We start from the raw sequence: 21063 nt of genomic DNA on the forward strand, positions 1-21063 counted from the left end.
GCGGATGTAACGGATGATTTATTTGATATAAACAAAATTTGATTTTGCGGCGCCTTTCTTAAACGAATCAACTATCCATTACATCCGTTCCAACATCCGTTGCACTCCCTACCCACCAAAACTATTAAAATTACCGCGTAGCAACTAATCTTTCTATTGCTTCCTTCGCCGCTATTAAAGTTTTTTCTCGTGCTTCATCACCCGATAAATTCTCAGCATGAATAAAGGTTACATCTGTAACACCTATAAATCCAAAAAATGTTCGCAGGTAAGGTTCCTGAAAATCATACTGTGCAAATGGTGTACCAGGGGCAAAACTACCTCCGCGCGCGGTAATAACAAAAGCCTTCTTATTTTTGAGCAAACCTTCAAATCCATTTTGGGTAATGGCGAAAGTTCTTCCCACCCTCGCTACTTGGTCTACATATGCTTTGAAAACAGAGGAAATACCAAAGTTATACATTGGGGCGCCGAAAACATAAATATCTGCTGCCAATAACTCATCAATAAGTTCATCAGAAATTTTCAAAGCAGCTTCTAACTCAGGAGTGCGCTGATCTTCTGGACTAAAGGCGCCTGCTATCCAAGCTTCATCAACATGAGGAACAGGGTCATGCCCAATATCTCGGTAAGTCACCGTATCACCAGGATGAGCAGCAAGCCAAGTACTAACAAACTGCTTAGTCAAACCACGAGAAATCGAACGCTCACCACGAGGACTTGTATCTACATGTAGAATATTTGCCATTGTGCAGCCTAGTTATAGTGCTATACAATAGTACATAATGATTTTAGACACGTGTGTTTATTTCCTTCGGTAATAACAGGCAATTCTTTAGATATTTAACTAAATTATAGCGTGTAGAGCATTTGCATTACCCTACTAAAACTAGTATAAGGGCGCCCATAAGATACAGATTTAATTAGTAAAGCTTCTTGTGGAGCAGGCATCCTTGCCTGCCCTCATGCACTTAATTTAAATAAAAACCGTTATAATATCTACTGCTTATTCATTATAACTATCGTTATTATCTAACTCTTCCAAAAAAGTAGCGTTTTAACATGTAAAACTGTATAAGTCAAGCTAAAGCCATTTGGGGTAGAAACCTATAGTTTCTCATCTACTTGTATCTGAGGAATTTCCTCCGCAGTCAAAGTCACTATCTTTCCATCTTTCATAAAACTAATAGACTCACCAAGACGACGATGCCTTTCAATCGCTTGAGCAACAGCGGCTTTAACCCCAGCTTCTATTTTACGGTGTAAATTTATCGCTTCTTCTTCAGTCATTTTGCACTTCTACAATTTGATTACAAACATATTTTTATATCTTACAACGCTTCCCAATCCTCTATATGCAACTCTTCAATTCGGTTAAATTCACCGATGTTATGTGTAACCAAAGTTAGATCATGGGCAAGCGCTATTGAAGCAATTAGTAAGTCGTTAGCTCCTATGGGCGTACCATAAGCAGCTAATTGAGCGCGAATTCTTCCAGCGAATAAAGCCGCAATATCATCAAATGGTAATGAAACAAATACTTGAAGAAATCTTTGCTGTTGTCGCCAAGACAAGTCAGGATTTTCACTTCGCATTGCACCATAGAATAATTCCATTTTTACAATGGAGCAAACTACTATATCTTCTAAATCAACTTCCTGTAAACGTTGACGTAGTATTTGAGATTCACCGTTTAAGTATCTTATACATGCGTTAGTATCTAATAAGTATCTCATAATAATTACTCGACATCTTCAATAATTCCCTCAGAATCAATTACAATAGGGTCATCTTTACAAATGCCATAAGTTTCTTCAAAGAATCCAGGCGCCCAGCCTTTTGCTTTTTTACCAACGTTTTGGCTAATTGGCGTTATAAGTTGGAACGTAACAGTTACTTCTAACTCAACATTAGATAGTCCAATAGGAACATCTAGATGTAAAATACCATCTTCTCCAACGTGATAATGTTTTGTTACAGTGTTCATATTCTTATGAATGCTTAAAGATGACTATATTATAACCTATACATTATTATTGCTTATAGCCTTTTATTTTTATCTAAGATAGGGGTTGAAGAATAATCAAATGGTGACGCGCGCGCGATGCTCCTACATAAAGTAATTGCTGATGGTTTGGAGTTTGAGACTCGGTTTCAACTAAAATAACCACTTTGCTTTCAAGTCCTTTGAAGTGATAAATTGTATTACATAGAATTTCTTTTCTGCTGATATCAGGTTCTGCTTTAATACGAAATTGCCCTACCATCTGGTTTTGAAGTGCTTGTTTGCGTGTAGTTGTCAGGATTACAATATCTTTAGTTGCAAAACCTTCATTAATTACTAGATGGTGAAGCACTTGCCCAAGTATTTTTTTCAATTGAGCATCACCATTATAGTTATGAAACTCTACATCCTGCCCCAATGGACAAAAAGACGCTGTTGAATGTGGTTCTGGGTGAAACTTTAAAACATATTCATGTATTTTTTGAGTGTTGCGGCAATTTTTATTTAAACAAAAAGGAGCTTCTTCTAAAGGTGATTTCCAAAAAGCAAAAAATACAACTATTAAGCTAAGTGAGCAACGAATTATTGAAATTAAAGAGTATGAGGAAAAGTATTTTCTTAAAGATGAAATACCTGAGTTAGTCGGAATTGACTTGTATAAAAAATATAAAAATCAGTTGGAGGTTGATTTTCCAAATTATAGAACAGGAAATCAGTGGAAATTAAAAGCGAAAGGATGGGTAGGTTATATTCCTGTTAATTCTCATATTTGCTTAAAGCTTAATCCGAAAATACCTATAAAAAATATTTTTGGAATGCTAGAGTATGCTTACACTATTAAGAGTTTTAAATTTTTAGAAGGAATAATAAATTGTGATTCTGTAAAGGATTTTTATAGTCAGCTTGCTTATTTACTTTGCCAAAAGCTTTTAGAGCGCTGCCGTAGAGGGTTATATAAAAATTATCTTCACAAAAGTGAGCAGCTTACATATTCGAGAGGACGCTTGGATATTGAAGAGACAATTAAAAATCCGTGGAATGTTAAATTCAGATGTCACTATCAGGAACAGACTACAGATATTGTAGAAAACCGAATTTTACTATGGACAGTTTATATTATCGGTCGTAGCGGTTTGTGTTCAGAAAAAGTATCTTCGACTGTACGAAGAGCTTTTCATGCACTACAAGGTTTTGTGACGTTACAAATTTGTAGCTCAAAAGATTGTATTGGAATAAATTATAATAGTTTAAACCAAGATTATGAACTGTTACACAATCTTTCTCGATTATTTTTAGATAATTCTGTACCTACCCATGAAAAAGGGGAACATATATCGCTACCTTTCCTTGTGGATATGGCAAGATTATATGAATTATTTATTGCTGAATGGCTTAAAGTCAATTTACCCAAAAACTTGATGCTAAAGTATCAAGAAAGGATTGATATAGTCAAAAGTTTGTATTTTAAAACTGATTTAGTCGTTTATGAAAGCTTAACTAGTATTCCTCGCTTTATCATTGATACAAAATATAAAAATACAGCAAGCGTATCATCCGATGATGTTGCACAAGTTATAGCTTATGCTGTTTCCAAAAATTGTAAAGAAGCTATCTTACTATATCCAACTCTTTTAAAGCAGCCTTTAAACCAGTACGTTGGGGATATACGGATCCGCAGTTTAACTTTTTCACTTAATGATGATTTTGAATATGCAGGCAATACTTTTTTGAATGAGTTATTTTCTGAACATATTGAATAAGCCAATACCTAGGGCACTGTTTATTACCTTCATATGCTTAATATAATAAAAGAGTTTATCCCTAGCTTTGTAGCTTAACTCTCCCAAACGGAGGGTGTTCCGGTATAGACTCCTTCTTTTAAAATTATATCTCGAACTCAAAAATTATATTCTGCCTTTAGAGATAATTAATCGGAGAAATTGCACTTAGGAAGGTTTATGTGATTAGTTTTCAGATTTGGCGCCTATTTTAATCTCTGTAGAGACGTGATATATCACGTCTCTACTCTGTGTCCTCTGTGTCTCTGTGGTAAAAAATTATATTTACTGCACAGGCAAGATGCCTGTGCTACGAATACAAATTTATGCGCTGAAGTATTTGGCTACTGGATGATAGGTGATAATAGCAGTTGTACTTTGTTCTGGGTACAATTGCTCGCTTTCATCCATGTGCATCTTAATACGTTCGGCGCCCAACAATTCAAGCTGTTTATACTGGTCTTGAATATTCGGACAAGCAGGATAACCAAAGCTATACCGTGAACCTTGATATCTTTGTGCGAGCATATCGCGAATATTATCGGGTTCCTGCGCGCTAAACCCTAATTCACGGCGTATTCTAGCGTGTGACCACTCAGCCAAAGCTTCTGCTATTTGCACAGCCATACCGTGGAAATACAGATAATCGGTATATTGGTTATCTTTGTATAGCTTTTGTGCAAACTCGGTAGCTATTTCTCCTACTGTCACCGCTTGCATTGGAAACACATCAACAATACCCGTCTCCTTTGGTGCAAAAAAGTCGGCTATACATAAACGGCGCCCAGAACGCTGACGAGGAAATTCAAATGCAGCAACCTCACTTGTTCTTGTGGAATGGGCATCCTCTCTTGTGGAATGGGCATCCTGCCCGTCCCATATATATAGTGTATTCCCCTCAGCATTACAAGGAAAATACCCATATAACACCTGCGGGTGCAGCAAATTCTCCTCAACAACACGCGCTTTCCATTTTTCAAGAATAGGATAAACCTTCTCTTCTAAGAAAGCTTGATACTCTTCCTTAGTTTGTTCTTTGGGTTTGCGGAACTGCCACTGACCTGCTACAAGTGCTTGCAAGTCAAGATGCCAGAATATTTCATCCCAAGGAATATCACTTCCTTGTAGTAGTTTTGTTCCCCAGAAAGGTGGTGTGGGACGTTCGATGTTTATATCGACTGCTTCAGAACGAAGAGTATCTATTTCCCTTGGTTCTTCTGGCTTTTTCTTCGCATTCTCTTCTTCTTTAAGCGCGTTTCTGCCTACTTCGTTTTCGCTGGCATATTCTCCCAAGAAGCCACTTATATCATCCCATTGTGTGGATGCTTTGGCGGGCATGAGTTTGTCCATGAAGTGGAGGTCAGAGAATGCGTCTTTGCCGTATACGACTCTGCCTTTATAGGCTTTTTGGCAGTCTTCGTAAACAAACTTGGGTGTTAAGGCGGCGCCTCCTAATATTACAGGTACGGTGATGCCTTTTTCGTTGAATATTTCCAAGTTTTCTTTCATGAACGCCGTTGACTTAACGAGTAAGCCGCTCATCGCGATACAATCGGCTTTGTATTTGTTGTATGCTTCGATGATATTCTCTACAGGTTGTTTAATACCCAGGTTAATTACCCTGTAACCGTTGTTCGACAAGATAATATCTACTAGGTTTTTGCCGATGTCGTGAACGTCTCCTTTGACTGTGGCAATAATGAACGTTCCTTTGCCACTGTTTGCATCCTCAGTTTCACTTTTCTCCATGAACGGTTCTAAGAAAGCTACCGCTGACTTCATGGTTTCGGCGGACTGTAGTACAAATGGTAGCTGCATTTGTCCGGAACCAAATAACTCACCGACTACTTTCATGCCGTCGAGTAAGAAAATATTGATAATGTCTAAAGCTGGGTGTTTTAAGAGTGCCTGTTTGAGAGCATCTTCTAATCCTATGCGCTCACCGTCTATAATATGACGTTTGAGACGCTCTTCAACGGGGAGATTTTCGTCAACACCTTTATCGCGCTTGGTTGTTACCCCTTCAAATAATGTCGTGAGTATTGTGAGGGGGTCGTATACACAAATGTCATTCTCAAACTTGCGATTATCATAAATTAAATCGCGGCAAATTTCTTGATGCTTCTCCTCAATCTTCGCTAGCGGTAATATTTTATTGGGACTGACTATTGCTCCATCCATTCCTACTTGCATTGCTTCGTGCAAAAACATTGAGTTTAATACTATCCGCGCGGCTGGATTTAAACCAAAGGATATATTTGATACACCAAGCATAAAGTGACAACCAGGTAAATTCTCACGAATCCTCTTAATTGCCTCTATAGTGGCTTTTCCATTTTCTCTATCTTCCTCAATACCAGTAGAAACAGGTAGAGCTAAGGTATCAAAAAATATTTCGTGTGCAGGTATACCATATTCAATCACTGCACTATAGGCACGCTGGGCTATTTCAAATTTCTTATCAGCGGTGCGCGCCATTCCTTCTTCGTCAATTGTACCAATAACTACTCCGGCGCCGTATTTCTTAGCAAGTTCCAACACCTTAAAAAATCTTTCTTCGCCGTCTTCGTAGTTGGTAGAGTTGAGAATGCACTTACCACCCGCAACTTTCAATCCTGACTCCATTTTTTCCCATTCGGTTGAGTCAAGCATTAAAGGCAAGTTTACATTATTAACAATGCGGGATACTAACTCGTGCATATCCCTGACACCGTCGCGTCCTACATAGTCTACGTTAACATCAAGGATGTGGGCGCCTTCTTTAACTTGTGCGCGTGCCATCGACACAAGTCCATCCCAGTCTTCAGCATTAAGCATTTCGCGGCATTTCTTAGAACCGCTGGCGTTGAGTCTCTCCCCTACAATTAAGAAAGAATTATCTTGAGTGTAATTTTGTGTGCTGTATATAGACGCTGCCGCAGGTTGTAACTGTGGATGACGTTCAGCAGGTTTTAGTTTTTTAGCAATTTCTGCAAGTTGTTGAATGTGCGCCGGTCTTGTCCCACAGCAACCCCCTATCACTTGGACACCCAGGTCTTCAACGAAGTGCATCAAATGCATCTGTAATTCTATCGGTGTAAGCTTATAATGCGCTTGTCCACCAACGTTTTCTGGTAAACCCGCGTTTGGCACACAGGAAACTATAAACGGCGAATGCTCACTTAAATATTTGATGTGCGGTTTCATCAAGTCGGGCCCAGTCGCACAGTTCAAACCAAGAATGTCTATTTTATATGGTTCCAAAATAGTCACAACGGCGTTAATTTCCGTTCCTACTAGCATTGTCCCCATTGTTTCCATCGTTACAGAAACCATTATCGGGCGCCTATCACCCTTCTGAGCAAAAACTTCTTCCACACCATTGAGTGCAGCTTTAATTTGCAGCACGTCTTGGCATGTCTCAATAATAAACAAATCTACACCACCATCCCAAAGCGCTTCGGCTTGTTGAGCAAAGCCATCTTTCATCGTGTCGTAGTCGATGTGTCCTAAAGTTGGTAACTTAGTACCTGGACCCATCGAACCAGCAACAAAACGAGGTTTTTCTGGTGTAGAGTATTCCTCAGTACAACGTTTCGCCAGTTCTGCCGCCGTTTTATTGAGGTAATAAACTTGATCTTGCAAGTTATACTCAGCAAGTACAGTAGATGTACCACCAAAAGTATCTGTTTCGATAACATCGGCCCCTGCTGCTAAAAAGTCACGGTGAACTTTTGCCACAGCTTCGGGGTTCGTGTGGACAAGGTACTCGTTACAGCCCTCGTACTCGGCGCCACCAAAGTCATCAGCAGTCAGGTTTTGTGATTGTAAGTTTGTACCCATCGCACCGTCAAACACTATGACCGGACGGTTGGGACTATGTAAGTGTTCGAGAAAGGAATTAGGCATACTTTCAAACTAAATTGAGTTATTGTGGTTTTGTTCCACTTTATTTAATATTCTCCTAAATTTTTAGGGCTTTTGAGTAACTGAATTTCTACTGAAATGTTTAAAGATTTTGCTTGCCTAACAATCATATCTATCCGTCTAAATACTGATATCCAAAAAAAAAGTATTATAAGCTACATTTTATTGTAGGTTGGGTAGAGGAACGTAACCCAACAAATTTATTTGCTTGTATATAAGTTGCCTATTTATAACAGAGAGTTGATACTAAAATTACATAGAGTAGTGTGGGTAATTATTAGAAATGCGAGATAGCACTTGGATAACTAGAATGCTGGCTATTTCTTTAGTAGTCTTGGGTGTGATTGTGTTTTTTATTGGTAGCAAAGACGTTTCTAGTTCAGATAAGCTAGGCGAGCAACTTGGTTCGTCAGAGCAAGCAGATTGGAGTCCAGCTAAAGTGCAGTACCAATCTGATCTTAAACCACCCGCCGCACAAATACCTAACCAACCTGTAAATAATCAACCATTACAAGCGAGTAAGGCGCCTGTACAACCAACTCCTGCCAAAACTATTGCCGCACAAGCTGCACCAAAAAAGGCGCCAACTAATAAGCAACCACCCAAACGCACGTTCACTACTACTTATGCATTTAAAAGTTACACACCTAAATATGTAGTTGCCTGGGCAGACCCAAGTAATTATGGGGATAGGTTCGCTACTGATATTAATGGCACTCCTATTAGCAACCCACCAATTATAGTTCTACACGAAACTACAAATTCTGCACAAAGCGCTGTTAATACGTTTAGAAGCAATAATTCACAGGACGAAAACAGACAAGTTAGCTACCATACTTTAATCGCACGTAATGGGTTAGTTGTTTATCTTGTTCCGCCAGATAAACGTGCGTTCGGCGCCGGCAACTCAGTATTCGATGGTCTTAATGGTCCCGAAACAGTACAAACTAACCCAACTTTAAAACCTTCTGTCAACAACTTTGCTTATCATGTTTCGCTAGAGACACCACCCGATGCATGGGATAAAAATGTATCTAGTCATAGCGGTTATACAGATGAGCAATATAATTCATTAGCTTGGTTAGTCGCACAAAGCGATGTTCCTGATGAACGCATTACTACTCACCGTACAGTTGACCGTTCGGGACAAAGAATTGACCCCGTAAGTTTTGATTTTGATAAGTTTTACAGTATACTCCACTCTTTTAGAGAACTTGCTATTAATTAATTATATGGAACGGGCAGGGATGCCCATTCCACAAGAGTAATCACAATGTTCTTGATGTGATTTAATTAGTTTCCATAGCTTGATTTGATTATCTTTACTACTGCTTGCTATTAATTCTCCATCTTGGCTAAAAATTATTGAATTTATACTATCTGTATATCTATATATGATTACTACTTATACAGTTCCCAGAATTTAAGACTAATCAAACCTAGAATCAAGAATTTACAATAATTTCATACTCAAGGTGGAATGGGCATCCTTGCCCGTTCTCATAAAACTACCTGGCTAGTTTTACATTAAAGCGGTATTTTTGCAAGATGGTCAAGTGAATCTATTTTTATCATATACAGGCGCCAATACATGAAACTAAACTCCAGCTTCAGCAAAAGCCCTTGTTAATGCATCAACTAAATCTAGATTTTCTGCCCATTCAACAAGATAACCATAATCTAAATTTTCAGCTTGTAATTTAATTATACCTAAAACGTCACGCCACTGTTTTTATGATTGACTACCTCTTCCCCACATCAACTTTTGCAGCACCATATCTTCTCTTGAAGCAACCCAAAATGGGGAAACACCCTCGACTAATGCTAAAATACGTCGCGACATTTGAGATATTGCAAACGCTGAATTATCCATTATAATTAGGTCGGCATTAGCAATTGTTACAGTATGAGTAATGCTAAGACTACGTTCTCTTCCTTGTTTGATATTCTCAACTGACAAAGCTAGACAATAAAAACCAGCAGTTTCTAATGTTTGTACAACAATATTTACTCGTCCAACTTCCAAACTAATTACTAAATCTAAATCGCGCGTTGAGCGTGCTTCACCATGAATGGAACTTGCAACACCCCCACTGACATAATATAAAATATTTACTGACTCAAAAATTTGATGTAATTCGCCTGCAAGCGCAATAGAATCTTGAATCCACATTTTTTCATCTGTACCTTTAGGTTGAAACCCTTCTGGAAATTTATCTCCTAAAACAGCACGGGCAAAGTGTAATCGTATTGTCTCGATAGGCGCCTCTCTATTACGCATTTTAACACCTGCGAGAGAAAGCTTTTTAACACCTCGGTCATGTGCTGCAAAAATCTCAAGTCTATCTTTGAAAGATAATTGACGTAATCGATTAAATAAATAGATATCAGCTTCAATACTTGTATCCTCTGCTTGTGGATGGTAGCTTGTACTTGATGTAAAATTCATACTAGGCTAATTACTTGATTAATTTTATGGGGGCGGGCAGGGATGCCCGCTCCACAAGAGGATTTTAAAGATGTTGGATATTTATATTTTCCCATTTGTCATATAGATATTCTACAATGAGGCGCCTATGGCAGTGTTGAGGAGTTGCTTCGCTACATAATACACATCCACTGTCGAAGGTATCTGGTGAGAACTGCTTTTCTATGGCACGTTGTTGCATTAAGGATAAAAACTGACGTTCGTAAGTTTGCCAGTCACCACCATTTTTTTTATACGTGTCTAATATTTCTGAAGTCGGCGCCAGTTCTAATAAGTGGACATATTCAATATTGGTTATCTTGTTTAAAAAATACTCAAAGTCGGCTTTTTTAGTAAACCCTGCTAGTTGTGAATTATTATTTAATCTTGCGTCTATAACTCTTTTTATACCATTTTTAGCTAAAGTTTAAAAAAAATGTTGAGCGGATTTTTTAGTAAAACCAATTGTATATATATTAATTTGATGGGTCATATTTTTTTCTTGATATGCAATTTCTTGGCTTTGCTGATGATATGCAATTTTTAGTCTGTCTTCTAAGGTACTATTTGACATTGGTGTTTCTACAGAATTCGTGTCTGTAAACAATGATAACTGTACTGGTTGATTAACTTGTTCGTCTTGCAGTCCGAATTTTTGTAACAGTCTGGATTCTATTTGCTGCTGCGTAAGAAGTGTACTGTTACTTAATATATGGTTAATTTTTATGTCGTGATGACGTAGGTTTTGACATACTAAAATGGCACGATGACATGTCATTGGGTCTTTTTCGGCACACATTAAGGCTATTCGATGCTTTTGGGCGCCTTTGAGCAAACGTTGTATACCGATGGCAAACTCTTCGGTTGCTGCAATTCTTTCGTATAAAGCTTTACCATCTACATAACAATTAGGGTTACTTGACAAACAGCGCCTAACTCTTTACCTAGAAAAACGTAGTAAATACCTACTTCGAGCAAAGTAGCTTTAAGAGCAGCTTGGGTAAATTGGGGGTTTTGACGACTATAGGGATGGGAACGCACGTCCGCAATGGCTGTTACTTCGTGTTGCTTGAGTAATTGAATAAAAGCTTCGCTACTATGGTTTGAGTGACCAATCGTAAATAATTCTTTATGGTTATTCATGGTATGCAAACTTTTTGTTTACGATTTTACTCGCTCAACGAATAAAAAATCGTGAATAGCTTGGGAATATGGGCAAGTTTGTTATACATTAAGTTATGTGTAAATTATTAACGATATCACCTGATTGGAGAAGCACATGAGTACGGGTGTAATTACTATCACTGATACTGAGTTTGAAACAGAAGTTTTGAAATCTGAGCAGCCCGTATTACTTTATTTCTGGGCTTCTTGGTGCGGTCCTTGCAAGTTAATGACTATGACGGTTAACAATGCCGCCAATACTTATGGCGACCGTCTGAAAGTAGTTAAAATGGAAGTTGACCCTAACCCTACTACTGTCAAGCAGTACCAAATTGAAGGTGTACCTGCCTTTCGGATAGTTCAAGATGGTCAACTTTTAGCTGCTACTGAAGGCGCCATTGGTAAAGACAAGCTGTTTAACTTCATTGATAGTCATCTAAATTAGCTTGCGAGAAACCGGGCTTCTTTAAGGGAATTTAGGTATCTAGCAAAATACTTCTCCAGAAGCCCGGTTTCTATAGTGCATAATATAGTTGAATGTTATGCAAGATACCGAAATGCAGTTCGCTAAACGTCTACAACCTCTGCAAAGTAATGTGTTTGCGGATATGGACACTGCTAAAACCAAAGCTTTGGCAGCTTCCAAAGAATTAATTGATTTGTCGCTGGGTTCAAGTGACCTAGCGGCACAACCACATATTATTGATGCTATCGCAAAATCATTAGATGACCCATCAACTCATGGTTACTTACTTTTTGGCGCCACGATAGCATTTCGGACTGCTGCGGCAACTTGGTATGAGCAAAAGTTCGGTATTTCCATTGACCCAGAAACTGAAGTATTACCTTTAATTGGTTCACAGGAAGGAACCGCTCATTTACCTCTAGCAATTCTTAACCCTGGTGATTACGCTTTACTGTTAGACCCTGGTTATCCTTCTCACGCAGGTGGAGTTTATTTAGCTTCAGGATTAATTTATCCAATGCCACTGCGCGCGGAAAATGAATTTTTACCTATATTTAGCGATATTCCAGTCGATGTGCTTAATAAGGCGCGGATGATGGTGTTAAGTTATCCACATAATCCAACCGCTGCAACGGCGCCACTATCATTCTTTAAAGAAGCAGTTGCCTTTTGCCAAAATCATAATATTGTTCTCGTTCATGATTTTCCCTACGTTGATTTAATATTCTCCGACGAAACAGCCCCATCAATATTTCAAGCTGACCCAGAAAAAAGCGTCTCGATTGAATTTTTTACACTCTCGAAGTCTTATAATATGGGCGGTTTCCGTATTGGCTTTGCTATTGGCAACGCGGACTTAATTCGTGCGTTGCGTCAAGTCAAAGCTGCCGTTGACTTTAACCAGTATCGAGGAATTCTAAACGGCGCCGTTGCTGCTTTGACTGGCCCCCAAACAGGAGTACAGACTGCTGTCGCAACTTTTAAAAGGCGCCGTGATGCTTTTATTGGTGCTTTAGATAATATTGGTTGGCATGTACCAACACCCCAAGCAACAATGTATGTCTGGGCAAAACTGACGGATGCTTGGCGCCATAACTCAATCGAATTTTGTACAAAACTAGTTCAAGAAACAGGTGTAGCTGCATCACCAGGTGCAGGTTTTGGTAAGTCAGGAGAAGGTTATGTCCGTTTTGCGCTTGTTCGGGAACCTCTAATTTTGGAAATAGCGGTTCAACGTATAGCCGAATTTCTAAAGTAAATTTACTAATACTTTATTAGGAATTAACAATAAGTTTATAAAGATTACCTAAATTTTCAGTATTCCCAAGCTAGACTACAGAGGGATTACTGAATATTATCGTATTATATTAAACATAAAGAAACCAAGTTTCTATAGCTAATTTAATTGCTTATGAGAAATTTAAGTACAATTTTTACAACAAGTCTTAACATACTTGTAGTTTTAATATTGGGTAGTTTTTCTATACCAGCCCAAGCAATATCGTTAAAAAATGGTTCATTTACACAACAATTAAAACTCAATAATAATACAAGGTTAAATACTCCATTGATTCAAATAGTGCCTTTTGGCTCAAAGTCATTCAGTAAAAACCCTGAAAGTCAGAAGAATGAACTTGAATCACGCTTACTTGCAGAAGCGAAAGATACCATAAATGAAGTCAGAGAAGCAAATAAAGTTATTCAAGAAGACATTAGTGGTAAAACTGTATATCTTTATAAGCTAGAAACGATAAAGCCTGTTGCTCTTAGTAATAATGCAAATATTTTACCAGCGAACCAAGTTACTTGGAAATTACAAGCACCAAAACGAAAAAGAAAAGTACCAGAACCTTCTACAGGTCTTGCTTTAGTATTAGCATTTATTGCTTTTGCTGCACGATATTCGTTAAAACGGGTACAGAAATTTTAACTGTAAATATTTAGGGCAAGGCGCCAAGACAAAAGAATAATTATAAGATATTCTTATCGTAAATCGCCTTTTTTAGAAAAATAGATTGATATTTTTTGTATTAAGCAATAATACGTCTCAACTGCCTTCTGTGCTTGGATAGTAAGTTAATTTAGAAACTTTGCTTAAATTTAAAATTTGAGTTAATATTGGTTAACATAAATAATTTTATATGTAAATTGTTGTCATTACTTCAGGCTGCATGAAATAAATAACTAAATATTACAAATTCAACGAGTTTTGTGCAGTTATATTTGAGTCCAGTAGTTATCGTTGAGTTTTTACCTAATTGAATAGGGAGAAATGACAGCGCAATTACTTGAAAATAAACAAAAGTACAAGTCATATCCTTCTAGACGTATTCTGTTAATAGAAGATAATGACATGAATCGAATGTTGCTAAGTGATTATTTAGCCTATTTTAATTACGATGTTATTGGTTTGCCTGAAGCATCGGAATTTTTCTCAACAGTCGAGCAATTTAAACCAGAATTGATACTTTTAGATTTAAAGTTGCCAGATATTGATGGTTACTCGATTTTAACACAAATAAAGCAGAAGCCAAAGTATTCAGAAATACCTGTTATCGTTGTTTCAGCTTTCGCATTTAAAGCTGACCAAGATAAAGCTATGAAATTAGGTGCCTGTCGTTACTTCGTAAAGCCTGTGAATCTTAACGAACTAGTGGCAGCAATTGAAGAGGAGTTATCTCGTCACTCAAATTAGTATAGTTAATTTCTCTCATTATTAATCAGGTGTTTGATTGGTAATATATTCTTCGACGCTTTGACTCAAGCTCTGTACAGAACTGCCAATTTGGGAGATTTTACGCTGTACTTGTGCCAGTAGTAAAACAGCCGTCTGTAATTCATTAAGGGTTTCAGTCATTGCGTCGCGGTATTGAGATTCAAATTCTTGCACGTTCATGATACTATCCTCACATTCAACTTTATTTGTCGCTGTATTCAAGATAAACGTTGAGTATGAATATATAAATCCGTTGAACCGCCGAATCACAAGGTTTTTCGCAAATTTCCGAAATCCCCACTAGACATAGCAATATATTTATTTTGTTTTGACAAGAAAATATAAACAAACGCCTCTATATTACTAAGTTATCAACAATATTGCACTATGCAGACCTTCGGGTTGGCACCGTTGAGGTAGCAAGTAACCGTACTTTAAAAATACTGACATTAGTTTACGAAATCTTTGACAAGCTAGCAGCTCTAATATAAAGTTAGTTACCTCAAACTACTATGTATCATTCCTCAGCCTCCCCTTCCCCTAACAATACGTACATTCGTCCTGCTCGACGCGGTAAGCATAAAATTTTTATTGGAATGGCGCCTGGTGTAGGCAAAACGTATAAAATGCTTGAAGAAGCGCATCAACTCAAGGCAGAAGGAATTGATGTAGTTGTTGGTATTCTCGAAACCCACGGACGTAAAGAAACAGCAGAAAAAGCGACTGGACTCGAAACAATTCAACGCAAAGCCATTTTTTACCAAAACGTCACCTTAGAAGAGTTTGACACCGATGCAGTTTTACAACGCTGCCCACAACTAGTTTTAGTAGACGAACTAGCTCATACCAACGTCCCTGGTTCAGCATGCGAAAAGCGTTACCAAGATGTAGAAGTTATTTTACAAGCAGGAATAGACGTATACTCAACTGTTAATATTCAACACTTAGAAAGTTTAAATGACCTAGTAGCAAGAATTACAGGCGTTGTTGTTCGCGAACGTATTCCCGACCGTCTACTCGATGAAGCGGATGCAGTCGTAGTGATAGATGTCACACCAGAAACTTTAGAAGAAAGACTACGAGAAGGCAAAATTTACAGACTCGATAAAATAGAGCAGTCATTAGAGAATTTTTTCCAGCGACGCAATTTAATTGCATTGCGAGAGCTAGCATTACGAGAAGTTGCAGATACAGTAGAAGACGATGGAAACGCTTCTAACTTGGCTGGGTTAAGCTGTAATATCCACGAAAGAGTTTTAGTTTGTATTTCGACGTATCCCAATTCTATGCAATTATTACGTCGTGGCGCCAGAATTGCCAGCTATATGAATGCTCGCTTGTACACAGTATTTGTTGCAGACCCCGACCGTTTTTTAAGTAAAGAAGAAAGTTTACACATAGAAACCTGTGAAAAACTCTGTAAAGAATTTGGTGGTGAATTTGTCAAAGCTAACAGTCATAGCGTAGCCACAGAAATAGCCAAAATAGCATCTGACCTTCACATTACTCAAATAGTTATCGGTGAAAGTCAACAATCAGGATGGAAGCGATTTTTTAAACGCTCCTTCACCCAACGCCTAATGGAATTAATACGACACCAAAACATAGACCTACACATCATCGCTACCGAAAAATAACCCACACATTTTATACACGTGGCACAGGCATCTTGCCTGTGCAGTGCAGTTTTCTAACATATGAATTATTATTTTTATACTGCAAACGCTTAAAATATAAGCATTATGTCATGCTGAGGAACGTTAACGCAGTTTTCCCGCAGGGTAGCATCTTAAAATTCTGATGTCATGCTGAGGAACGTTAACGCAGTTTTCCCGCAGGGTAGCATCTTAAAATTGTAACTTTGTTTAAAAGTAAAGTTCTAACCCATTTTGAGTATACCACAGAGACACAGAGTTAGAAAAACTTTACCACAAAGTACATAAAGGAATTGACTAGCAATCCTGCCGTTTACTTACAACCGCAATTTAAAGGCAAGATAGATTTAAGAAGATTAACTAAAGTTTATAAATGGATAAGTCCTAGCTGGGATGAAAATGCTGTATTTGACTTGCAACGCGAAAATATTATCACATTTTCTCAAGACCCTAACAAGTGGGTTAAATCTCTACCAGCAGCTATTTGGGATTCAAAGGCAGATTGGGCAGGAAAAGTATTTTGGGAAGACCCTAAACCAAATATATATGCTCGTCTTCCTCAAGTTTTTGAATCTATCGAATCAATGGTTGAGACAAATCAGCGTTTTGAAGTTTACCAGGAAGAAATAAAAGCTATATCAAGACTTGGAATTAAATTTGATGAGTGGTTAAAGTTATATCCTAGTGAAGAGAATCAGCCAGATAAAGTTAAAGTTATGTTCATTATCCCAAATGATACAGTCGAGGCGCCTGTTGTAGAAAGTGAACAAAATACTTCTACCTCAAAATCTTCTAACCCTGTAATGCGACTTTTCAAAAAATAAATCAATGATAGTCGTTTCAAATTAAATTTTCCACATTATTAAGGCATGACGTTAGTTGTGCCTATAAAACGAATTCTTTCAAATACTTCCTCAGCAGAAATACCCGCAAGTTGACCATTCTCCATTTGCTGATTACGAAATTTAGCTTCTTCTGCCCATATTTGAGCTACTTCTGGCTTACCTATTCCTGAAAAGGAATCTCTTTTTATGTCTTCAAGAAGTTTTAGTATTTTTTTGAAAATCTTCTTATCCTAATGCCCATTGGCTAAATTGCTCAAAGGCTAATGGTTCAAAGGCTATCTTTTTCATATTCATCTAAATCTACGTAAATTAAGTTTCCTTTATTTACGTTTTCTATCGCTTTAAGTAGTCGTTTTTTATTTGCCTCCGACTTCAAAAGATAGGTTGTTGCATCCTCTTCTATTTGCGGTTCAGCAAAAACAATTACTTCTACAATTGTTCCTTCTTCAAATTCAGTTGTAGATAGTTCGATTTTGCCATCTCTCCCTACTATCGCTTTTTGTTTAATTCCACTAAGCATATAACTGATATCTTGAATTTAGCTAATGCTATTGTACCATATTTGAAGTTTAATTATGCTAGGTTGGGTAGGACGGGCAGGGATGCCCGTTCCACAAGATTTGCTCTAGAAGAGAAATTTATACATGGGCTTCTTTGACTAGTTTGTCCCAACCTAGGTCTTTGAGGTTGTTGTTGCGACGTAGTGGACGAGTTACTAGTTCTAGGACGTCGCGTGCGTTACTAAACCCGTGAATTTGAGCGAATGTAAATTCTACTGACCACTTGGTATTAATTCCGCGTGCTTCTAATGGGTTTGCATGTGCCATTCCGGTAATTACTAAATCAGGCTTTCTTTCATTAATGCGCTGAATTTGGTTGTAATTATCGGGTTTTTCAACAATTGTTGGCAATGGTACGTCCATATCTTTACAAGCTTGCTCTAACATTGCTAGTTCCGCAGCTTGGTAGCGTTTGTCCATGTAGGGAATGCCTACTTCTTGGACGGTCATGCCACAACGCACTAAGAAACGCGCTAAAGATATTTCTAGCAAGTTGTCGCCCATGAAAAATACTGATTTACCACGTATTAATTTTACGTAGTCTTCTACACCTTCCCAAATTTTCGCTTCGCGTTCGTCTAAACCTTTGGGTGTTATGTTAAATACCGAACAAATTTTTTCTACCCAAGCGCGTGTGCCGTCGGGACCAATTGGAAAGGGGGCGCCTATTAATTTACACTTACGGCGCCGCATTAAGGTGGTAGCGGTACGGCTAAGGAATGGGTTAACACCACAAACGTAGTAACCTTCTTCTAATACTGGTAATTCTGTAAATCTTTTTGCGGGCAACCAACCTGAAACTTTAATGCCCTGTTTTTTCAGTTCGAGTGTTAACTGTGTAACTACGGGGTCGGGGAGTGAACCGAATAAAACCAAGGGTGGATGAGCTACATACTCAGATTCTTCTTGAACTATTTCTTCTTTCTTCTTACCAAAATTAAGTAGTTTAGACAAACCACGTTCTTCTTTTTCGGTTTGTGCAACAGGCGCCTTATCTGGACAACGTGCTGCCATTGCTGCTAATACTGTATCTTCGCCCTGTGTAAAAGCATAATCTAAACCATTTGCACGCGCTACTACTATGGGTATGCCTAGCTCACCTTCAAGCTTAGGCGCCAAACCCTCTAAATCCATTTTAATTATTTCAGTAGTGCAGGTGCCAATCCAAACAATTACACTGGGGTTACGGTCACGTTTAATTTGTGTACATAATCGCTTTAACTCTTCGTAATCGTTGAGTTTGGCAGAAATATCACCTTCTTCTAACTCTGCCATTGCATAACGAGGTTCGGCAAAAATCATTACCCCCATCGCATTTTGCAAAAAGTAACCGCAAGTCTTTGTACCAATAACTAAAAAGAAACTATCCTCTATTTTTTGGTACAACCATGCTACACAGCTAATTGGACAGAAAGTGTGGTAATTGCCGGTTTCACAGTCGAATGTTAAAGCTTGTGATTCTGCAACAGTCATTTTAAAAGTTTCTCCCCTTATTTTTATGATTTGGAATTTTAGATTTTGGATTTAAAGCCAAAATCTAAAATCTAAAATCCAAAATGGCTTTATCCGTTGGGGAAAAGACGAGCTATTTCTGAGTCTTCTTCAAAACTAGCGCCGAAATCCCCATCAACGCTATTCTGAGTTTTTGTTTCCTCGCTCCAAACGTCGATTAACACGTCGCTAAATCCGTGGTCGTCGTCTGAAGTGTTGAGGTCTTCAAGTTCGTTGTAACTATCATTTTTTAGTGGCAAATCACTGTCAAAAGAGATATCACCACCAAAATCATCATCTGATGATACTGAAGACAATTTTTGTGCTGTTTCTTCTACGTTGGTGCCAACACCATTTAGAGACATAGTATGTATCTCACTGGTATCAACAGCATCGATTGAGAAACTATTCCTAGCTGTTCCTGTTTCAAAGCCACTAGTAAGAATTCCTGGTGCATCATCAACGTCAATTGATTGACTTTCTTGTTCAGCCATTGATTCTTCAATTGATTCGTTCATAACCATATCGCTATCTTGCTGATAAGGTATGGAATGATTACCTAGTGCAACATTTGGGTCGAAGTGTAAACCTAGTACTTCGACGAGGGTATCGGCATCTGGGTTCAATTTTGAAAAGGGTAACATTAACTGAGCTAATTTCGGCTCTAGCGCGTTTGCTACGCCCAAAATCAGGTAACTCGATGGACGTTTGCCACCATCAGGTGTGTAAACCGATTCCACTTGCATCTGCAAGGTTATCCATTCACGGTTAGCCTGAAAAAATTGCAACCACTTCTGTTTCAACGATTCTGTAAAACTGTAAAAGAATGCCATATAGCCCCATCCCGAAAAGAAATAATGATTTATACAATCATCAAGTCTAATTGCTCTTCCGGATTAGTGACTGCGGGTTTACCCGGATTTAAGTAAAAATCTGATAACAAAGAGAATAAATCTCTATCTTGAGCATCGTTAGGCACAACTCCTTCCGGACGCGCTAAAATTTGGTCGGCGATGCTGAGATAGTAGTCACACACGTAATTTAACGAGGGATCTTGCTCTGCCATCTCAAATAATGTTTTACCTTTAACACGCGAAACACGAATGTCTTCTATCAATGGTAAAACTTCCAAAACTGGCATGGGCACTGCTTCGATGTATTTCTCTATCAAATCCCGCTTGCTGGTACGGTTGCCAATCAACCCTGCTAAACGCAATGGGTGGGTGCGTGCTTTTTCACGTACCGAAGCGGCAATGCGATTAGCTGCAAACAATGCGTCAAAACCGTTGTCTGTAACAATCATACAGTAATCAGCATAGTTTAAAGGCGCCGCAAAACCACCACAAACCACGTCACCAAGAACATCAAACAAAATGACATCGTATTCATCAAAGGCATTGAGTTCTTTGAGTAATTTCACGGTCTCCCCAACTACATAACCGCCACATCCGGCGCCTGCTGGTGGACCACCTGCTTCAACACAATCGACACCACCATAACCCTTATAAATTACATCTTCGGGCCAAACGTCTTCGTAGTGATAGTCTTTTTCTTGCAGCGTATCAATAATTGTGGGAATTAAGAATCCAGTTAGAGTAAATGTACTATCGTGCTTTGGGTCACAGCCTATTTGTAATACCTTTTTACCCCGCTTGGCTAAGGCGACAGAAATATTACAACTAGTTGTAGATTTACCGATGCCACCTTTTCCATAAACTGCTAGTTTCACGTTTTTACCTCTTAATTCTTGTTTATAAAACTTTGTGTCTTGAAGCTTTGATGGTTCATGAGTGTCATTATTGTTCAATTCACTCAGGAAATAAAGGGACTTGCTCTGTGAATAGTAGTCTAATTCCAAGTGCTTGTACTCATTCAATTCTTTTTTGTCACATATCTTCTTAAATCACGCGATAATGGTTACAAAATGTTTTTAAAGTATCTTTATATTATGTATTTTATAAAATTAGTTACAATACACAAAAAGCTAAAACCCCTAACGTAAAAGCCTTT

At 38.2% G+C, this 21063-nt stretch carries 22 protein-coding genes and 2 pseudogenes; 8 read left to right on the top strand and 16 right to left on the bottom strand.

Going from position 1 to position 21063, the window contains the following annotated elements:
* Positions 1 to 130 precede the first annotated feature (130 nt).
* The 5 genes from DSM106972_RS28305 to DSM106972_RS55435 all read right to left on the bottom strand — a co-directional run bounded on the left by DSM106972_RS28305 (position 131) and on the right by DSM106972_RS55435 (position 2597).
* The gene (locus DSM106972_RS28305; protein ID WP_127083814.1) at positions 131 to 748 is read right to left on the bottom strand and encodes an FMN-dependent NADH-azoreductase; all 618 of its coding nucleotides are present in this window, start codon (positions 746 to 748) and stop codon (positions 131 to 133) included.
* Between the two features lie 359 nt (positions 749 to 1107).
* Positions 1108 to 1290: a hypothetical protein gene (locus tag DSM106972_RS28310; RefSeq protein ID WP_127083815.1), complete on the bottom strand. Its 183-nt coding sequence runs from the start codon at positions 1288 to 1290 to the stop codon at positions 1108 to 1110.
* A 41-nt stretch (positions 1291 to 1331) separates the two neighbouring features.
* Entirely contained in the window at positions 1332 to 1736 is a 405-nt protein-coding gene (locus DSM106972_RS28315) for a type II toxin-antitoxin system VapC family toxin (RefSeq protein WP_127083816.1), read from the bottom strand.
* 5 nt (positions 1737 to 1741) lie between these two features.
* Positions 1742 to 1987, bottom strand: coding sequence for a hypothetical protein (locus tag DSM106972_RS28320; RefSeq protein ID WP_127083817.1), 246 nt, complete (start codon positions 1985 to 1987; stop codon positions 1742 to 1744).
* Positions 1988 to 2060: 73 nt separating this feature from the next.
* Complete coding sequence (locus tag DSM106972_RS55435) at positions 2061 to 2597, bottom strand: ATP-binding domain-containing protein (protein ID WP_325052222.1); 537 nt, start codon at positions 2595 to 2597, stop codon at positions 2061 to 2063.
* On the opposite strand from DSM106972_RS55435, the gene DSM106972_RS28330 reads away from it, so the two are divergent.
* The gene (locus DSM106972_RS28330; protein WP_233787032.1) at positions 2491 to 3765 is read left to right on the top strand and encodes an McrC family protein; all 1275 of its coding nucleotides are present in this window, start codon (positions 2491 to 2493) and stop codon (positions 3763 to 3765) included. The two genes, DSM106972_RS55435 and DSM106972_RS28330, sit on opposite strands and share 107 nt — an antisense overlap.
* A gap of 342 nt (positions 3766 to 4107) precedes the next feature.
* Here DSM106972_RS28330 and metH read toward each other — a convergent pair whose 3' ends face one another.
* On the bottom strand, positions 4108 to 7671 hold the full coding sequence (metH, locus tag DSM106972_RS28335; protein WP_127083818.1) for a methionine synthase: 3564 nt from the start codon (positions 7669 to 7671) through the stop codon (positions 4108 to 4110).
* A 301-nt stretch (positions 7672 to 7972) separates the two neighbouring features.
* On the opposite strand from metH, the gene DSM106972_RS28340 reads away from it, so the two are divergent.
* On the top strand, positions 7973 to 8917 hold the full coding sequence (locus DSM106972_RS28340; protein ID WP_127083819.1) for an N-acetylmuramoyl-L-alanine amidase: 945 nt from the start codon (positions 7973 to 7975) through the stop codon (positions 8915 to 8917).
* Here DSM106972_RS28340 and DSM106972_RS55005 read toward each other — a convergent pair whose 3' ends face one another.
* The 4 genes and pseudogenes from DSM106972_RS55005 to DSM106972_RS28360 form a co-directional block, all read right to left on the bottom strand.
* Complete coding sequence (locus tag DSM106972_RS55005; protein ID WP_127083868.1) at positions 8918 to 9088, bottom strand: hypothetical protein; 171 nt, start codon at positions 9086 to 9088, stop codon at positions 8918 to 8920.
* Positions 9089 to 9421: 333 nt separating this feature from the next.
* The gene (locus DSM106972_RS28350) at positions 9422 to 10138 is read right to left on the bottom strand and encodes a hypothetical protein (RefSeq protein ID WP_325052221.1); all 717 of its coding nucleotides are present in this window, start codon (positions 10136 to 10138) and stop codon (positions 9422 to 9424) included.
* 64 nt (positions 10139 to 10202) lie between these two features.
* Positions 10203 to 10568 (bottom strand): annotated as a pseudogene (locus tag DSM106972_RS28355) (DUF488 domain-containing protein); the annotation flags it as partial.
* A 15-nt stretch (positions 10569 to 10583) separates the two neighbouring features.
* Positions 10584 to 11299 (bottom strand): annotated as a pseudogene (locus tag DSM106972_RS28360) (DUF488 domain-containing protein).
* A 136-nt stretch (positions 11300 to 11435) separates the two neighbouring features.
* On the opposite strand from DSM106972_RS28360, the gene DSM106972_RS28365 reads away from it, so the two are divergent.
* The 4 genes from DSM106972_RS28365 (at position 11436) to DSM106972_RS28380 (ending at position 14481) form a co-directional block, all read left to right on the top strand.
* Positions 11436 to 11765: a thioredoxin family protein gene (locus tag DSM106972_RS28365; protein WP_073622900.1), complete on the top strand. Its 330-nt coding sequence runs from the start codon at positions 11436 to 11438 to the stop codon at positions 11763 to 11765.
* 112 nt (positions 11766 to 11877) lie between these two features.
* Positions 11878 to 13044: an LL-diaminopimelate aminotransferase gene (locus tag DSM106972_RS28370; RefSeq protein WP_127083869.1), complete on the top strand. Its 1167-nt coding sequence runs from the start codon at positions 11878 to 11880 to the stop codon at positions 13042 to 13044.
* A 153-nt stretch (positions 13045 to 13197) separates the two neighbouring features.
* Positions 13198 to 13716 carry a hypothetical protein gene (locus DSM106972_RS28375; protein WP_127083820.1) on the top strand — a complete coding sequence of 173 codons (519 nt, stop codon included), beginning with the start codon at positions 13198 to 13200 and terminating at the stop codon, positions 13714 to 13716.
* Between the two features lie 342 nt (positions 13717 to 14058).
* Positions 14059 to 14481 (top strand): response regulator, encoded by a 423-nt coding sequence (locus tag DSM106972_RS28380; RefSeq protein ID WP_127083821.1) that lies wholly within the window; start codon positions 14059 to 14061, stop codon positions 14479 to 14481.
* Positions 14482 to 14502: 21 nt separating this feature from the next.
* Here the strand turns inward: DSM106972_RS28380 and DSM106972_RS28385 are convergent, their stop codons facing one another.
* A complete protein-coding gene (locus tag DSM106972_RS28385; protein WP_127083822.1) occupies positions 14503 to 14682 on the bottom strand; it encodes a hypothetical protein in 180 nt (59 codons plus the stop codon).
* 332 nt (positions 14683 to 15014) lie between these two features.
* Between DSM106972_RS28385 and DSM106972_RS28390 the strand changes: the two genes are divergently transcribed.
* Both DSM106972_RS28390 and DSM106972_RS28395 read left to right on the top strand, forming a co-directional pair.
* Entirely contained in the window at positions 15015 to 16139 is a 1125-nt protein-coding gene (locus tag DSM106972_RS28390; RefSeq protein WP_127083823.1) for a sensor protein KdpD, read from the top strand.
* A 311-nt stretch (positions 16140 to 16450) separates the two neighbouring features.
* On the top strand, positions 16451 to 16981 hold the full coding sequence (locus tag DSM106972_RS28395; protein ID WP_127083824.1) for a hypothetical protein: 531 nt from the start codon (positions 16451 to 16453) through the stop codon (positions 16979 to 16981).
* A gap of 38 nt (positions 16982 to 17019) precedes the next feature.
* Here the strand turns inward: DSM106972_RS28395 and DSM106972_RS55440 are convergent, their stop codons facing one another.
* The 5 genes from DSM106972_RS55440 to bchL form a co-directional block, all read right to left on the bottom strand.
* A complete protein-coding gene (locus tag DSM106972_RS55440; protein ID WP_325052223.1) occupies positions 17020 to 17223 on the bottom strand; it encodes a type II toxin-antitoxin system YoeB family toxin in 204 nt (67 codons plus the stop codon).
* A 47-nt stretch (positions 17224 to 17270) separates the two neighbouring features.
* Complete coding sequence (locus DSM106972_RS28405) at positions 17271 to 17522, bottom strand: hypothetical protein (RefSeq protein WP_127083825.1); 252 nt, start codon at positions 17520 to 17522, stop codon at positions 17271 to 17273.
* Between the two features lie 118 nt (positions 17523 to 17640).
* Positions 17641 to 19035 carry a ferredoxin:protochlorophyllide reductase (ATP-dependent) subunit N gene (locus tag DSM106972_RS28410; protein ID WP_127083826.1) on the bottom strand — a complete coding sequence of 465 codons (1395 nt, stop codon included), beginning with the start codon at positions 19033 to 19035 and terminating at the stop codon, positions 17641 to 17643.
* Positions 19036 to 19124: 89 nt separating this feature from the next.
* Positions 19125 to 19886 carry a DUF5331 domain-containing protein gene (locus DSM106972_RS28415; protein ID WP_127083827.1) on the bottom strand — a complete coding sequence of 254 codons (762 nt, stop codon included), beginning with the start codon at positions 19884 to 19886 and terminating at the stop codon, positions 19125 to 19127.
* A gap of 29 nt (positions 19887 to 19915) precedes the next feature.
* Positions 19916 to 20782: a ferredoxin:protochlorophyllide reductase (ATP-dependent) iron-sulfur ATP-binding protein gene (bchL, locus tag DSM106972_RS28420; RefSeq protein WP_127083828.1), complete on the bottom strand. Its 867-nt coding sequence runs from the start codon at positions 20780 to 20782 to the stop codon at positions 19916 to 19918.
* Positions 20783 to 21063: the final 281 nt, after the last annotated feature.

This window comes from Dulcicalothrix desertica PCC 7102 (genome assembly GCF_003991905.1).
GTDB classification, from domain to species: domain Bacteria; phylum Cyanobacteriota; class Cyanobacteriia; order Cyanobacteriales; family Nostocaceae; genus Dulcicalothrix; species Dulcicalothrix desertica.